The organism is Sphingomonas sp. BAUL-RG-20F-R05-02 (assembly GCF_022662305.1).
In the GTDB taxonomy this organism is placed as follows: Bacteria; Pseudomonadota; Alphaproteobacteria; order Sphingomonadales; family Sphingomonadaceae; genus Sphingomonas.
In genome coordinates this window covers 212,269-227,423 of record NZ_JAKNQH010000005.1, presented here as the reverse complement: position 1 = coordinate 227,423, position 15,155 = coordinate 212,269, and the positions used below count along the sequence as shown (strand labels likewise).

At 67.4% G+C, this 15,155-nt stretch carries 12 protein-coding genes; 4 read left to right on the top strand and 8 right to left on the bottom strand.

Translation table 11 applies throughout. The features are described from left to right. Positions 1-116 precede the first annotated feature (116 nt). The 3 genes from L8F97_RS13165 to L8F97_RS13155 are packed head-to-tail and all read left to right on the top strand — an operon-like array spanning position 117 to position 6,149. Positions 117-1,352, top strand: a complete 1,236-nt coding sequence (locus L8F97_RS13165) for an efflux RND transporter periplasmic adaptor subunit (protein ID WP_242150744.1) — start codon at positions 117-119, stop codon at positions 1,350-1,352. A gap of 7 nt (positions 1,353-1,359) precedes the next feature. Further along, complete coding sequence (locus L8F97_RS13160) at positions 1,360-4,536, top strand: efflux RND transporter permease subunit (protein ID WP_313931987.1); 3,177 nt, start codon at positions 1,360-1,362, stop codon at positions 4,534-4,536. Continuing rightward, the gene (locus L8F97_RS13155) at positions 4,533-6,149 is read left to right on the top strand and encodes an efflux transporter outer membrane subunit (protein ID WP_242150741.1); all 1,617 of its coding nucleotides are present in this window, start codon (positions 4,533-4,535) and stop codon (positions 6,147-6,149) included. The genes L8F97_RS13160 and L8F97_RS13155 overlap by 4 nt, the downstream gene beginning before the upstream one ends. Before the next feature lie 99 nt (positions 6,150-6,248). On the opposite strand, the gene L8F97_RS13150 is transcribed toward L8F97_RS13155, so the two are convergent. Continuing rightward, the gene (locus L8F97_RS13150) at positions 6,249-6,575 is read right to left on the bottom strand and encodes a phasin family protein (RefSeq protein WP_242150738.1); all 327 of its coding nucleotides are present in this window, start codon (positions 6,573-6,575) and stop codon (positions 6,249-6,251) included. A 201-nt stretch (positions 6,576-6,776) separates the two neighbouring features. Between L8F97_RS13150 and L8F97_RS13145 the strand changes: the two genes are divergently transcribed. Then, the gene (locus L8F97_RS13145) at positions 6,777-7,757 is read left to right on the top strand and encodes a hypothetical protein (RefSeq protein WP_242150735.1); all 981 of its coding nucleotides are present in this window, start codon (positions 6,777-6,779) and stop codon (positions 7,755-7,757) included. A 47-nt stretch (positions 7,758-7,804) separates the two neighbouring features. On the opposite strand, the gene L8F97_RS13140 is transcribed toward L8F97_RS13145, so the two are convergent. From L8F97_RS13140 to L8F97_RS13110, 7 genes are read right to left on the bottom strand one after another with little or no spacing between them, the layout of a single operon-like run. Then, positions 7,805-9,076 (bottom strand): metal-dependent hydrolase family protein, encoded by a 1,272-nt coding sequence (locus tag L8F97_RS13140; RefSeq protein ID WP_277924948.1) that lies wholly within the window; start codon positions 9,074-9,076, stop codon positions 7,805-7,807. Positions 9,077-9,093: 17 nt separating this feature from the next. Further along, the gene (locus L8F97_RS13135; RefSeq protein ID WP_242150732.1) at positions 9,094-10,551 is read right to left on the bottom strand and encodes a hypothetical protein; all 1,458 of its coding nucleotides are present in this window, start codon (positions 10,549-10,551) and stop codon (positions 9,094-9,096) included. Next, positions 10,542-11,702 (bottom strand): S41 family peptidase, encoded by a 1,161-nt coding sequence (locus tag L8F97_RS13130; RefSeq protein WP_242150729.1) that lies wholly within the window; start codon positions 11,700-11,702, stop codon positions 10,542-10,544. Before L8F97_RS13130 ends, L8F97_RS13135 begins: the two co-directional genes overlap by 10 nt. Further along, entirely contained in the window at positions 11,702-13,096 is a 1,395-nt protein-coding gene (gene lpdA, locus L8F97_RS13125; protein ID WP_242150726.1) for a dihydrolipoyl dehydrogenase, read from the bottom strand. The genes L8F97_RS13130 and lpdA overlap by 1 nt, the downstream gene beginning before the upstream one ends. Further along, positions 13,089-13,529, bottom strand: coding sequence for an acyl-CoA thioesterase (locus L8F97_RS13120; protein WP_242150724.1), 441 nt, complete (start codon positions 13,527-13,529; stop codon positions 13,089-13,091). The genes lpdA and L8F97_RS13120 overlap by 8 nt, the downstream gene beginning before the upstream one ends. Continuing rightward, positions 13,516-13,740, bottom strand: a complete 225-nt coding sequence (locus tag L8F97_RS13115) for a hypothetical protein (protein ID WP_242150721.1) — start codon at positions 13,738-13,740, stop codon at positions 13,516-13,518. The genes L8F97_RS13120 and L8F97_RS13115 overlap by 14 nt, the downstream gene beginning before the upstream one ends. Before the next feature lie 7 nt (positions 13,741-13,747). After that, positions 13,748-15,037 carry a pyruvate dehydrogenase complex dihydrolipoamide acetyltransferase gene (locus L8F97_RS13110; RefSeq protein WP_242150718.1) on the bottom strand — a complete coding sequence of 430 codons (1,290 nt, stop codon included), beginning with the start codon at positions 15,035-15,037 and terminating at the stop codon, positions 13,748-13,750. Positions 15,038-15,155: the final 118 nt, after the last annotated feature.

Here is a 15,155-nt window from a genome sequence, read left to right as displayed (position 1 = left end):
AAGATAATGCGTCTAATGCTATGGCGTATTGCCCCGATATCCGGCGTTCGGCGGTGGTTGCGGTGACCAGATCACCGCAATGCCCTGACCGGTGGCGGATATGCGATGGAGAAACGATGACGCTCGCTCAGTTCCGCCGTCCCGTCCTGTCCTCTCCCGCTTCCATCATCCCAGCGATCGCCCTGCTGTGCACGGTCACGCTTGGCGGCTGTTCGGGATCGGGCGCGCAAGGCGGCGCCGGTGGAAAGGGCAAAGGGCCCAAGGGTCCGCCTGAGGTCGGCTATATCGTCGCTAAGCAGAGCAGCGTGCCGATCGTCACCGAACTGGCCGGGCGCACGTCCGCCTACGAAAGCTCGGACGTGCGGCCGCAGGTGTCCGGCGTGATCTACAAGCGCTTCTTTAAGGAAGGCGCGTTGGTGCACCAGGGCCAGCCGCTCTACGAAATCGACCCGAGCCTGTACCGCGCGTCGACCAACCAGGCGCAGGCCAATCTGCAAAGCGCGCAGGCCAATGCCGAATCGACCCGCATCAAGGCCGAACGGTACAAGCCGCTCGCCGAGATCGAGGCGGTGGCGAAGCAGGACTACACCGATGCGCAGGCCGCCGCACGGCAGGCCGCGGCCGCCGTGGCGCAGCAACGCGCCGCGCTGCAAACCGCGAAGATCAACCTGCGCTTCACCACCGTACCCGCGCCGATCACCGGTCGGATCGGGCGGTCGCTCTTCACCGCCGGTGCGCTCGTCACCGCCGGCCAGACCGATCCGCTGACGACGATCCAGCGGCTTGATCCGATCTATGTCGACATCCAGCAATCGAGCAGCGATCTGCTCAACCTGCGCCGCGCGCTCGCGACCAGTGGCGTGGTGCCGACCACCGCCTCCGTCACGCTGCGGCTGGAGGACGGGACGGACTACGGCATCAAGGGCAAGGTCGAATTCTCCGAAGTGGTGGTCGATCCGACCACCGGCACGGTGACGGTGCGCGCGGTGTTCCCCAACCCGCAGGGGCTGCTGCTGCCCGGCATGTTCGTCCGCGCAAGCTTTGCGCAGTCGGTCGACAACAACGCCATTCTCGTACCGCAACCGGCGGTCTCGCGCACCGCCAAGGGTGAGGCCACCGTGTTCGTGCTGAACGGCGACAAGGCGGTGCTGCGCGACGTCACCGCGACGCGCACGTTCGGCACCGACTGGATTGTCACCGGCGGCCTGAAGCCGGGCGACAAGGTGATCGTCCAGGGCGTCGGCAAGACCAAGCCCAACATGAAGGTCAAGGCCGTGCCGGCGAGTGCGCCGCAGAAGATCGAGGTGCCGAAGAAATCCGGCGCGGACGGCGCCAACGGCGCCAAGGGCTGACGCGCCCGTGATTTCCCGCATCTTCATCGACCGGCCGATCTTCGCCTGGGTCATTGCCATCATCATCATGCTGGCGGGTGTCGGCGCGATCTACACGCTGCCGATCGAGCAATATCCCGACGTCGCCCCGCCCACCGTCAACATCCGCGCGAGCTACCCCGGCGCCTCCGCCGGAACGCTGGAAAACAGCGTGACGCAGGTGATCGAGCAACAGCTCACCGGTCTGGACGGGCTGCTGTATTTCTCGTCCAGCTCCACCTCGCGCGGGCAGGTGACGATCACCGCCACCTTCCAGAAGGGTACCGATCCCGACATCGCGCAGGTGCAGGTGCAGAACAAGGTGCAGCAGTCGGTCTCCCGCCTGCCGCAACAGGTGCAGCAGCAGGGCCTGACCGTCACCAAGTCGAACCCCGACTTCCTGATCGTGGCGGCGATCTACGACACATCCAACCGCGTCACCAACGAGGATGTGTCCGATTATCTCGTCTCCAAGATGCAGGAGCCGATCGGCCGGCTGAAGGGCGTCGGCGACACCAACGTGTTCGGCTCGCAATATGCGATGCGCGTGTGGCTCAACCCGGACAAGCTCGCCAGCTTCAGCCTGATGCCGAGCGACGTCATCACCGCGATCCAGGGGCAGAATGCGGAGGTCGCCGCCGGTGAAGTCGGCGGCGCGCCGAACCCGCCGACGCAGGTGCTCGACGCGACCGTCACCGCGCAGTCGCGCCTGCAAACGCCCGAACAGTTCCGCGATATCGTCGTCAAGACGCAGCCCGACGGTTCGGCGGTGCGGATCAGCGACGTCGGCACGGTTCAGCTTGGCGCGGAGAGCTACGGCATCGTCAGCCGCTACAACGGTCACCCCGGCGCCGGCATGGCGGTCAGCCTCGCCCCCGGCGCGGATGCGATGTCCACCGCCGAACTAGTCCGCGCCGAGTTCCAGCGGCAGGCCAAGAGCTTCCCGCACGGCTTCGCCTATTCGTTCCCGCAGGATTCGACCGAGTTCATCAAACTGTCCGTCGACGAAGTGGTCATCACGCTGATCGAGGCGATCATCCTCGTCGTGATCGTCATGTTCGTGTTTCTGCAAAGCTGGCGCGCGACGTTGATCCCGACCATCGCGGTGCCGGTGGTGTTGCTCGGCACGTTCGGCATCTTCGCGATCGCCGGTTTCTCGATCAACACGCTGACGCTGTTCGGGCTGGTGCTGGCGATCGGCCTGCTCGTCGACGACGCGATCGTGGTGGTCGAAAACGTCGAGCGTCTGATGGACGAGGACCCGTCGCTCTCACCGCGCGACGCGACGATCCGATCGATGGATGAGATCACCGTCGCGCTGGTGGCAATCGCGCTGGTGCTGTCGGCGGTGTTCCTGCCGATGGCGTTCTTCGGCGGCTCGACCGGCGTGATCTACAAGCAATTCTCCGTCACGATCGTGTCGGCGATGGTGCTGTCGGTGATCGTCGCGCTGGTGCTTACCCCCGCCCTCACCGCCACGCTGCTGAAGCGCAAGGATGAGGAGAAGCACGACGGCTGGATCGCGCGGCATACGCAGGGCGCGAAGGACTGGTTCAACACCAATTTCGACAAGATGATCGAACGCTATGGCAACGCCGTCACCCGCGTGATCGATCGCAAATGGCTGTTCCTGCTGATCTATGCGGGCGTGATTGTGATCCTCGCGCTGATGTTCGTGCGCCTGCCGACCGGCTTCCTACCGACCGAGGATCAGGGGATCGCCTCGCTCCAATACAATCTCGCCCCGGGTGCGACGATCAACAAGACGCAGGTAGCGCAGCGCGAGATCGAGAAATACTTCCTGACGCAGGAAAAGGCCAATGTCGAAGGCGTGCTGACCGTGGCCGGTGTCGGCGGCAATTCCGGCGGCGGTCAGAACTCCGGACGTGGCTTCGTCGCGTTCAAGGACTGGTCGGACCGCAAGGGCACCGCCAACGCCGCGCCCGCCATCACCCAGCGCGCGACGGCGGCACTCGGCGCGTTGCGCGACGTGGAGTTCTACGCGATCCAGCCAAGCGCGGTGCGTGGTCTCGGCCAGAGCAACGGCTTCACGCTCGAACTGCAGAACTCCAGCGGCATGAGTCGGGTCGACTTCAAGGCGGCACGCGACAAGCTGCTCGCCGCCGCCCGCGCCGACGACCGGCTGGCGGCAGTACGCCCGACCGATCTTGACGACCAGCCGACGTTGAAGGTCGATGTCGACCCGCTCAAGCTCAGCACGCTCGGCCTCAGTCAGGCGCAGGTCAACGCCACCCTGTCGACCGCCTGGGGCGGCAGCTACGTCAACGACTTCAACGATCGCGGCCGCGTGAAGCGGGTCTATGTCCAGGGCGAGGCGGAATACCGTTCGCGGCCCGAGGATATCGCGCGCTGGTACGTGCGCGGTACGAGCGGGGCGATGGCGCCGTTCTCTTCGTTCGCAACGACGAGCTGGAACACCGCGCCGAACTCGCTGGCGCGGTTCCAGGGCATCTCCTCCTACGAGATACAGGGTCAGGCGGCGCCGGGGCAAAGCTCGGGCGATGCGATGAAGGTGATGACCGATCTCGCCGCGAAGATCCCCGGCACCAGCGTGGCCTGGAGCGGCCTGTCCTATCAGGAACGGCTGTCGACCGGACAGGCGCCGTTCCTCTACGGCATTTCGCTGCTGGTGGTGTTCCTGTGCCTCGCCGCCCTTTACGAAAGCTGGACGGTTCCGATCGCGGTGCTGCTGGTCATTCCGCTGGGGCTGGTCGGCGCGATCTTCGCGGTGACGCTGCGCGGGCTGCAGAACGACGTGTATCTTCAGATCGGCCTACTGACGACGATGGGCCTCGCCTCCAAGAACGCGATTCTGATGATCGAATTCGCCGAACAGGCCGAGAAGGAGGGCAAGCGCGTGATTGAGGCAGCGCTGGAGGCGGCCCGCATCCGTCTGCGGCCGATCTTGATGACCAGCTTCGCATTCATCTTCGGCGTGCTGCCGCTGGCGATCTCGACCGGCGCGGGCGCGAACAGCCGCGTGGCGATCGGCACGGCGGTGATCGGCGGGATGCTGACCGCGACCATCCTGGCGATCTTCTACATCCCGTTGTTCTTCGTGCTGGTGCGGCGCGGCGCGCGCGACGGGCTGAAGGCGGTGCGCAACCGGCTCCACCATGAACCCCGCCCGGAGGAGACGGCATGAACCGCATGGTCGCGAGCGCGTTCGCGCTCGCCGCGCTGGGTGGCTGCTCACTTGCGCCGAAATACGTTCGCCCGGAGCCGCCGGTGCCGATGTCGTGGCCGACCGGCGACGCGTATCTGCGCAGCAGCGAGGCGACGCTGCCCAGCGTCAGCTACCGCGACATCTTTCGCGACGCGCGGCTCCAGAAGATCATCGAACAGGCGCTCGTCAACAATCGCGATCTGCGCATCGCGGCGGGGAATATCGCCACAGCGCGCGCGCAATACCATATTCAGCGCGCCGAATTGTTGCCGCAGATCGGCGCGACGGGCAGTTATTCGCGACGTCAGACGAGTTCGGCTGGCGGCAATACCACCACCGGGATCGGCGGGATCGGCACTGGCGGCACCGGCACCGGCACCGGTACGGGCACCGGCGGTACGGGAGCTGGCGGGACGGGCGCTGGCGGAGTCGGCAACGGCGGCGCGGGTACAGGCACCGGAACGGGTGGCACGGGTACGGTCGTGTCCGGCACGTCGAACACGTTCGGCGGGACCACCAGCAGTTTCTCCGCCAATGTCGGCATTACCGCATTCGAGCTCGATCTGTTCGGGCGCGTCCGTTCGCTGACGCAGGCTGCGCAGAACCGCTATTTCGAAACCGAGGCGACCGCCCGGGCGACCCGCCTCACCTTGATCGGCGACATCGCTACCGGCTGGCTGACCTATGCCTCCGACAAAAGCCTGCTGCGCATCGCCGAGCAGACCGCCGCCATCGCGCAGAAGAGCGTCGCGCTGACCACGCAGCGGCTGAACGGCGGGATCGCGCCGCGCACCGATCTCGCGCAGGCGCAGATTACCTTGCAGACCGCACTGTCCGATCTGGCCGAGCAGAAAACCGCACTGGCGCAGGACGTGAACGCATTGCAGCTGCTGGTCGGCGCACCGGTCGATCCGGCGTTGTTGCCGCAAGGGATCGAGCAGGCCGGGCAGACCGTCGCCGAACTCCCTGCCGGGCTGGACTCCCGCGTGCTGCTGCGCCGCCCCGATGTGGTGGAGGCCGAGTACGAATTGCGCGCGGCCAATGCCGAGATCGGTGCCGCGCGCGCCGAACTGTTCCCGACCATCTCGCTCACCGCGCTGACCGGCTTTGCGTCGAGCGCCTTGTCCAACCTGTTCACCGGCGGCGCGTTCACCTACTCGGTGGCGCCGAGCGTAAACTATTCGATCTTCCGTGCCGGCGCCGGCAAGGCAACCGTCGCACAGTCGCGCGCGCAGCGCGATGTCGCGCTCGCCACCTATGAACGCGCAATCCAGACCGCGTTCCGTGAGGTTTCCGACGCACTGGCGCGGCGCGGCACGATCGCGGAGCAGAGCCGCGCGCAACAGGCGCTCACCGCCGCCTCGCGCGAGAATTTCGAATTGTCCAACGCCCGCTATCGCGGCGGCATCGACACGTATCTGCAGAGCCTGACCGCGCAGCAGTCCTTCTATTCGTCGCAGCGGTCGCTGGTCGATACGCAACTGACCGCGGCGGCCAATCTGGTGACGCTGTACCGCACGCTCGGCGGCGATGCGACGCTCGACGTCGCACCGGACGATACACGCCCCGTACCCACTACAAAGCAGCAGTGATCAACGCCGGATAACCGATCGCGGTCCCGAAGCTTCGCGCCAGCGTACGCGCGCTCCGTGATCGCGCCATGCCCCAGCGTGCGGATGAGGCAGCGAAGGCTATTCGCTTTTCTCGGGTGAGACCACGTCACGGCCAAACTTCATGATGAGTTCGCCGATCTCGCGCGCTTGCGTCACGGAACGGTTGCTCTGTTCGCGAATGAAGTCGCCCTGGATCTTCATCACCTGCGACAGATCCTTCGCCTCGGCCACCTGACGCATCGCGGCGAACGCTTCACGCGTGTTCGACTCGGCTTGATCGAGCATGCGCAGGCCCAGGTTCGAGCCACCCTCCACGAACTTCATGCCCGCTTTGCGCGCCGGATCGGCGAACGTCTCGTCAAAGCTTCCCTTGGCCTTGTTGGCGAACTCATTGATATCGACCACCTGACGGCTCCTTCTCTCGATTGCCGGATCGCCCCGGCCGGTTCGGCTCTGCGGCCGGAAAACGCGTGGGCTGGCCCCACGTCGCTCCTCGCTACCGATCATAGGAACGGCCGACCGCGCAGGCAACGCCCACCACGTTTTTACCGCCCGCTAACCACGGGCGTGCGATGGTTTCGATCGACCCGATCGGAAACCCTCCCCTTGTCCGCCACACGCATCACGCCCCCTCCTGTCCTGCTGTCGTTCGCTGCGGCGGCGGTGCTGTACGCGCTGCTGGCGCGACCGGACCCGACGATGCTGGTGCCGCTCGTCGGTGCGCTCGCGCTGACCGGCGCGGTGTGGCGGTTGCTGCGGACGCTGAACGTGCCGCATGCCGCGCGGTGGGCGGCGGTGACGCTGGCGCTGCCCGCCACGGCGCTCAACGCAGGTCTGCTCGGGCGGAGCGATGCGATGTGGGCTGTGCCCTGCCTGCTGGCGCTCGATGCAGCGATTCAGCGCCGCCACGGTATGATGATGCTGTGGTGCGGGCTAGGTCTCATGTGCGGACCGCAGGCGCTGCTGTTCGCGCCGTTCGTGGTGGCGCTGCTCATCAGCCGGCGCGTGCCGATCGCGACGTGGCTGCCGGGGCTGGCGTTCACAATGGCGGTTCTGTTGCTTGCCCCGTCATCGCACGATCTCGGAGTACTTCGGTGGAGACCATTCCTTGGCACGGGGCACGCTTGGTCCTTGCTCACTGCGGTGCTTCCGCTCGATCACGCGCAGGTGGCCGGTCTCGCCATCGTCGGGACGATCGGTGCAATCGCATGGTATGTTGCGCGCCTCTCCGCGCGACCACCGATCTCGCCGGTGCGGCTGTTGCCGGTGGCGCTGCTTGCCACTCTGGTCACCACCGCGCTTTCGACGGGAGGCTTCGTCCTCGCCGGGGTTATCGCGGCGGCCTGGGCCATCTCCGTGCAGGATCGGCGGGCGTGGCGGGTCGCCGTGTTGATCCAGGCGGCATCGGCCCTATCGATTACCGGCGACCTCACCGGGCAACACACGCTTGGCACGGTCGCTTTCATCGCGGTCGCGTTGGCGACGTGGCTGGTGGTGAGGCCGCTCGCCGGCCCGGCCGCAAACGACAACGCGCCGATGGCCGGCGCATGGCGGCGCGGACCGTTGCCACCATTGCCTGCGATGTAACCGGCCGCCTTACCTCGCCAGCGCTGCGAGGTGAGGCGCCCGGCAGCTTACTTGACCCGTTCACCGCCCTTGATGACCGCTGCCGGATGCTCCAGCACGCGCACATCGGCGAGCGGATCGCTGTCCACCGCGACGATGTCGCCGTAATGACCCACCGCGATCTGCCCGACGTCGTCGCTCTTGTCGAGCGCCTCGGCCGCGCTCAGCGTGGCGGCGCGGATCGCCTGTAGCGGCGTCATCCCCCATTTCACCATCACCGCGAACTGCCGGGCGTTGTCGCCGTGCGGATAGACGCCGGCGTCGGTGCCAAACAACAGCGGCACGCCTGCCTTCACCGCGCGCTGGAAGGTCTGGCGCTGTTTGAGGCCGATCGCGCGTTCCTTGTCGAGGCTCTGCTGCTCGGTGCCGTTCTGGGTGCCGGTGGCGAGGATGTAATCGTCGTTGTAGATATCCATGTCGAACCAGGTGTGATGCTGGATCGCCAGCTTGATCGCCTCGTCCGATGCGAGGCTGCAATGCTCGATCGTGTCGATGCCGGCGAGGATCGCCGCCTTGATCCCCTCGTCGCCATGCGCGTGCGCCGCGACGCGGAGGTGGAGCATGTGCGCCTCATCGGCGATCGCCTTCATCTCCTCGAACGACAATTGCTGCCCGCCCACGCTGTCGCCGAGCGAGAACACCCCGCCGGTCGCGCAGATCTTGATGACGGTGGCGCCGTATTTGTGGAGCCAGCGCACCTTGGCGCGCGCTTCCTCCGGCGAGTTGATGACCGAGGGCTGCTGCTTGTCGAGGCTGGGCGGCAGCGCATTGTCGTCGCAGTGGCCGCCGGTCGCGCCGATCGCATAGGTGGCGGTGGTCATGCGCGGCCCCGGGATCCAGCCGCCGTCGATCGCCTGCCGCAAGCCCACGTCATCGAAATCCGCCGACCCGACGTTGCGGACCGAGGTGAAGCCCGCCTCCAGCGTCTTCTTGGCGTTGGCGGTGCCGACCGCCTGCCAGAAGCTGTCGGTATATTTCAGCCCTGTATAGCCGCCGATCTCCGCCAGCGCGGTCAGGTGGACGTGCATATCGATCAGGCCGGGCAGGATGGTCTTGCCGGGCAGGTCGATCCGCGTTGCGCCGGCTGGAATGATCAGCCGCGCGTTCTGGCCGGTCACCACCGATGCGATGCGCCCATCGGTGATGACAACCACCGGATCGTCAAGCGTGCGGCCAGATGCGACGTCGAGCATGTGTGCGGCGGTAACGACGACGCTCTCCGCCATTGCCGGCGTTGCGGCGCACGCGAGCAGCGCCGCCGCAAGAAGTCTGCGAACCATGTAAAGCCCCCCTTGGTTTATGTCCCGGGGGTTTGTCGCGCGCCTGTGGCCACCTGTCCAGCGCGGCCATCCCAGTCGAGCATCGCGCTGTAGCCAGGCGGCGGCGCCGGCAGCACCGTACGAGCGATCAGCCCGGTGGCGACCACCGCCAGCAGTGCCAAGCCGCTCCCACGCGCAAGACGGCGCGGCACGCCTTCGCTAGCGAGCAGGACCGCGGCAAGCGCACTCGCGAGCATTGGCCACAGATGGTAGCGCAGGTCCGAAGCGATGCTCACCACCGCGAAGCTCGCCTCCAGCGCAAGCGCCGAAATGGCGAGCGCCAGCGCAAGATCGCGGATCGTCGTACGCGGCGTCGCACAGGCGATCGACACCACACAGGCCGCAACGACGACCCACGCGATCGGCCAGCCGAGCGGCGTCGCCGCCATCCACGCCGCCGCCACGACGACCGGCGCCACCACCTTGCCGGGCGTGCCGAGCCCGATCGTGTTGACCTCCGACAACGCCGGCGGCACCGCGCTGGTCCACCCCGATGGCACCAGCCAGCGCGTGGTGGAGTTGAGATGCGCAAGCCGGTGCCGCGCATAGCCGAGCGGGTGCCGCAGGATCGCGCCCGCCCAGCCGCGTTGAAGCACACCCGCCGGCGCCGCCGCGAACCGCTCGGAGATCGCCCCGCAGTGCCCGGCGCTGCCGATCGGATCCCAGAAGAACGGCTGGTAACAGTGTCGCGTTACGATCAGCGCGCGCTCGCCTGGGGTCAGCACGCCGTCATCGCCCGCGAAATGCGCGATGCCGGCGAGATCGAACAGCGGCAGCGTATTGCCGACGCTGGTCGGCTGCGCCGCGAACAGCCGGTGGTTGATGATCGGCGACACCGCCAACACGGCCAGCGTCAGCCCGGCAATGGCGCCTGCCCGCGCGACCCAGCGCCGCCGCCCCGGCACCAGCATGACCACCAGCGGCACCACCGCGAACACCGCGTTGGTGCGCACCAGCACAGCATAGCCGAGCAATACGCCAACCGAGATCAACCCCGGCAGCGACAGCGCGCGTCCACCCAACCGCGCGCGCGCGACGATGCCGACCGCCGCCAGCATCGCGCCGAGCATCTGCGCGTCCTTTAGAATCACGGACTGCCATGCCACGAACAGCGGCAGCGTCCCCACGGCGATCACCGCCCAGCCGCTGCGTACGCTTCCCGCCCGCGCCAGCGCCGCTGCGATCAGGCCAAGTCCGAGCCAATAGGTCGCCGCCTGGCCTGCGAACATCGCCGCGCCACCTGCCCCGAGTGGGTGCAGCACCGCCCACAGCCGCGCCATGATCGGCGGGTGCCAGTCGTCGTAAGCGCCGCTCAGCACCTGCGCATATTGACCGATCGTGTCGAACATCGCGACGCCCGGCCACCACAGGCCAAGCTGAAGCAGTAAAAGCACCGCCGCCGCAAACGCGACGCTACGCGCGGCCGTCATCGGCATGCGGAGGCCGGGCGCGGCACGAAGCTTTCGCGCGGGGTGCCGTCCACCGTGTACAGCCGCTCAGCCGGGAACTTGACGACGAGCCCGCTCGACGGCAGCGGGAAATCGTAGACCGCACCGCGCAAGCCCGCCATGCGCGTGCCGCACACCAGCTGGCCGAACGCGGCGAAACCGATCGCCAGCCCCTCGCCCATGCTGCCCGTCCAGCGGCCGACCAGCACCTTGACCGGGCCGGAGTGATATTTGCCCGCGCGCGGCAGGACCTGTTCGATCCATTGGCGCGGTATGCCGGTTTCGCGCTCCTCGGCGGGAAGGTTGTGGATCTGGTAGGCGCTCGGCCTGGTCACGAACCAGCCCATCACCGCGCGCGCGACGCTGGTGTTGCCGCCGCTCGGCGTGTCGGTCAGGTCGAGCGTTACGGGTGTGTCGGCGGGCAGTGCGGCCATTGCCAAATCGAAAGCCGCAATCGTCGCGGAGTCTCCAAGCGAGTTGTTGAAGCGGATCGTCGTGCCGGTGACCGTCAGCGGCGGCTGATCGGGTTGCGCTTCGTACAGGCTCGGCAATGTGAGCGCCCGCGCGACACCGCCATGCGACACCGTCAGCACGCGCGGCCGGTCGCGCCGCCCAGCCGCCAGCACGCGCGCGGCATAAGCGCCGCGTTCGCCCGCGGCGTCTAGCCCGAGCGGCGACCACAACCCCGCCACCGCCTCAGCGATCGGCACGCCGCCGACCCCGACCAGACGGTCGCCCGCCACGATGCCCGCCCGCGCGGCCGGCGTGCCATCGCGAACGGCGTTGACGACGTAACCGCTTCCCGACGCGACGATCCAAAGATCGGCATAGCTCGGCACGACCGCCCAATCGTCCTTGAACGACGCACCGGTGATCGCGTGATGGTCGGCCAGCGCGGTCAGCGCATCCTCGGCGTAACGGAGCAGGCTGTCGCCGTCATGCACCGCGTCCCGCTCGGCGGCGAGCTTCGCCGATGCCGGTGCAGCGCCACCGGGGAAGCGATCGAGGTAGGCGTAATTGGCGACGATCAGCGCATCGAGCGCCTTGGCATCGCCCGCATAATCCACCGGCGCAGGCGCCGCCGCGCCGAGCAAGGCCGGCGCGGCGGCCAGCGCAAGAGCCGCCGCGCCACGTCGCATCAGATGTGGATCGCGCGGCCGTAGGCGCCGAGCACGCTCTCGTGCATCATTTCCGAGAGGGTCGGGTGCGCGAACACCGTCTCCATCAGCTCAGCCTCGGTGGTTTCGAGCTGACGGGCGATGACATAGCCTTGGATCAGCTCGGTCACCTCCGCGCCGACCATGTGCGCACCGAGCAACTCGCCGGTCTTGGCGTCGAACACCGTCTTGACGAAACCTTCCGCCTCGCCGAGCGCGATCGCCTTGCCGTTGCCGATGAACGGGAACTTGCCGACCTTGACCTCGTGGCCGGCGTCCTTGGCCTTGGCCTCGGTCAGCCCCACGCTCGCGACTTGCGGGCGCGAATAGGTGCAGCCCGGGATGTTCCACGTTTCGAACGCGTGCGGCTTCAACCCCGCGATCGCCTCGACACAGACGATGCCCTCGTGGCTTGCCTTGTGCGCCAGCCACGGCGGGCCGGTCACGTCGCCGATCGCGTACACGCCCTCGACGTTGGTGCGCGCATGGCCGTCGACCTTGATGTGGCCGCGATCGGTTTCGATGCCGAGCGCTTCCAGACCGATGTTCTCGGTGTTTGGCACGATGCCGATCGCGACGATGACGTGGCTGAACTCGGCCGAGGTGACCTGCCCGTCCTTGCCCTTGATCTTGGCTGTCACACCGCTGTCGGTCACGTCGAGAGCGTCCAGGCCGGTGTTGGTGAGCAGCTTAATGCCCTGCTTGGTCAACGCCTTGTCCATGAACGCGGAGACTTCCTCGTCCTCGACCGGCAGGATGCGCGGCAGCATCTCGACGATGGTCACGTCCGCGCCCATGTCGTTGTAGAAGCTCGCGAATTCGACGCCGATCGCGCCCGAACCGATCACCAGCAGCTTGGTCGGCATTTCGGGCGGCACCATCGCGTGGCGGTACGTCCAGATGCGCTTGCCGTCGGCCTTGGCGAACGGCAGGTCGCGGGCGCGTGCGCCGGTGGCGACGATGATGTGCTTGGCCTTCAGTTCGGTCTTCTGGTCGCCCTGGGTGACGACGATCGTATCCTTGGCGGTGAGCGCGCCGAGGCCCTCGACCACGGTGACCTTGTTCTTCTTCATCAGGCCTTTGACGCCGGCGTTCAATTGCCCCGCCACCTTGCGGCTGCGCTGCGTTACCGCCTCCAGATCGAAGCCGATGTTGTCCGCCTTGAGCCCGTAATCCTTGGCGTGGCTCATATAGTGGTAAATTTCCGAGGTGCGCAGCAGCGCCTTGGTCGGGATGCAACCCCAGTTGAGGCAGATGCCGCCGAGCCGCTCGCGCTCGACGATGGCGGTCTTGAGGCCGAGCTGGGCCGCGCGGATCGCCGCGACATAGCCGCCGGGGCCGGAACCGAGGATGACGAGATCGTAGGTGTCAGACACTTGGGTTTCCTTCAAGAAGCGGCTTGATATCGGAAGTTTGAACGTCGCTGTTAAGGGCCTTGGGGCGGCCGTCCTCGGCCATCGCCACCAGCACGAAGCGGCCCTGCGCGGCGCGCTCGGTATGCTCGCCGTGGCGGTCACGCCGGACGATCTCGACCGCCACCGTCATCGAGGTACGCCCGGTGGCGACGATCGTGGCGTACACCGACACCTCGTCGCCGACCTGCACGGGCGCGGTGAAGGTGAAGCCGTCCGCCGCCACCACCGGTGCGCGCGCGCCGCTGTGGCGTGAGGCGACCGAGCCGGCGGCGAGCGCCATCTGCCCCATCAGCCAGCCGACGAAGATCGTGCCGTACGGATTGGCGTCCGCCGCCATCGCGGTGAGGCGCAGCACCGGTTCGCCAGCGGGCAAGAGGCGCTCAGCCGTCGCCATGCGGCACCCCCTGCCGGGCGGCGCGGTCGCGTACCCATGCGCGGCGGATCGGCATGATCCGCAGCAGCACGTCGATCGCCATGACGACATAGGCGATCATCCAGATCGTCCGGCCGATCCCCGGCACCGCCCAGGACGCCAGCGACGCGATAATCGCCGCCACGCCCAGGCCGATGGCCAGAAAGATCAGTTCGACGATCGTCCGGCGCATCGCGTGGTTACGCGAGCATCGCCAGCGGCGATTCAACCAGCGTCTTGAACGCCGCCATCAACTGCGCACCGTCCGCCCCGTCGATCGCGCGGTGATCGAAGCTGCCGGTCGCCGACATCACCGTGGCAATGCCGAGCTGACCGTCGATCACGTACGGGCGCTGGTCGCCCGCGCCGATCGCCATGATCATGCCCTGCGGCGGATTGATGACCGCCTCGAAATGTTTGATGCCCATCATGCCCATGTTCGACAGCGATGCGGTGCCGCCCTGGAACTCCTCGGGCTTGAGCTTGCCTTCCTTGGCGCGGCCGGCGAGATCCTTCATCTCGGTCGAGATCGCCGCCACGCCCTTGGTGTCGGCACCCTTGATGATCGGCGTGATGAGGCCGGCCGGCACGCTCACCGCCACCGACACGTCGGCGCGGCTGAAGCTGATGAGTTGGTCGGGCGTGTACATCACGTTGCACTTGGGCACCTGCATCAGGCTGACGCCGAGCGCCTTGATGAGCAGATCGTTGACCGACAGCTTGACGCCGCGCGCGGCGAGCCCGGCGTTGAGTTCGCCACGCAGCTTGAGCAGCGCGTCGAGCCGGATGTCGACGGTGAGGTAGATATGCGGAACCTGCTGCTTCGATTCGGTCAGGCGGCGCGCGATCACCTTGCGCACGTTCGACAGCTTGTCGGCGGTGTGCGGGATATCGGGCACGCCATAGGCCGGCGCGGCAGGGGCCGATGCCGGTGCGGCGCTCGGTGTCGGTGCGGCGGCGGCCTGCGGAGCGGCCTTGGCGGCAGTGCCCGATTTGGCACCGTCGAGATCGGCCTTGACGATACGACCGCGCGGTCCGCTGCCGCTTACCGAGCCGAGGTCGATATTCTTCTCGGCGGCGAGGCGGCGGGCGAGCGGGCTGGCGCGCAGGCGATCCCCCTCGGCCTTCGGCGCGGGGGCGGCGGCGGGAGTAGGCGCGGGTGCCGGAGCAGCCTCGGCCTTCGGTGCGGCGGCGGCAGGCGCTTCGGCCTTCGGTGCGGGCGCGGCGGATGCGGCACCGGCATCCTCGCCGTCACCGGCCATCACCGCGATCACGGTGCCGACCTTCACGCCTTCGGTGCCCTCGGCAACCATCAGCTTGCCGATCGTGCCTTCGTCGACCGCCTCGAACTCCATCGTCGCCTTGTCGGTCTCGATCTCGGCGAGCAGATCGCCCGACTTTACGGTGTCGCCTTCCTTGACCAGCCACTTTGCGAGCGTGCCCTCCTCCATCGTCGGGGAGAGAGCGGGCATCTTGATCTCGATCGGCATGAAGTCGTCCTTGAAATCGAATCCTGGGGCTGACGTGTCTCTCGCGCCCGATCCGCGCCCGGTCAAGACCATGATCGACACGGGCATCCGCGCACGCGCACTTGCACGCAGCGGCCGC

Bases quoted from the DNA above. Each gene is read 5' to 3' on its own strand.
- L8F97_RS13110 (WP_242150718.1), bottom strand. From the start codon at position 15,037: ATGCCGATCGAGATCAAGATGCCCGCTCTCTCCCCGACGATGGAGGAG.
- L8F97_RS13115 (WP_242150721.1), bottom strand. From the start codon at position 13,740: ATGCGCCGGACGATCGTCGAACTGATCTTTCTGGCCATCGGCCTGGGC.
- L8F97_RS13135 (WP_242150732.1), bottom strand. From the start codon at position 10,551: ATGCCGATGACGGCCGCGCGTAGCGTCGCGTTTGCGGCGGCGGTGCTT.
- L8F97_RS13155 (WP_242150741.1), top strand. From the start codon at position 4,533: ATGAACCGCATGGTCGCGAGCGCGTTCGCGCTCGCCGCGCTGGGTGGC.
- L8F97_RS13130 (WP_242150729.1), bottom strand. From the start codon at position 11,702: ATGCGACGTGGCGCGGCGGCTCTTGCGCTGGCCGCCGCGCCGGCCTTG.
- L8F97_RS13165 (WP_242150744.1), top strand. From the start codon at position 117: ATGACGCTCGCTCAGTTCCGCCGTCCCGTCCTGTCCTCTCCCGCTTCC.
- L8F97_RS13120 (WP_242150724.1), bottom strand. From the start codon at position 13,529: ATGGCGACGGCTGAGCGCCTCTTGCCCGCTGGCGAACCGGTGCTGCGC.
- L8F97_RS13140 (WP_277924948.1), bottom strand. From the start codon at position 9,076: ATGGTTCGCAGACTTCTTGCGGCGGCGCTGCTCGCGTGCGCCGCAACG.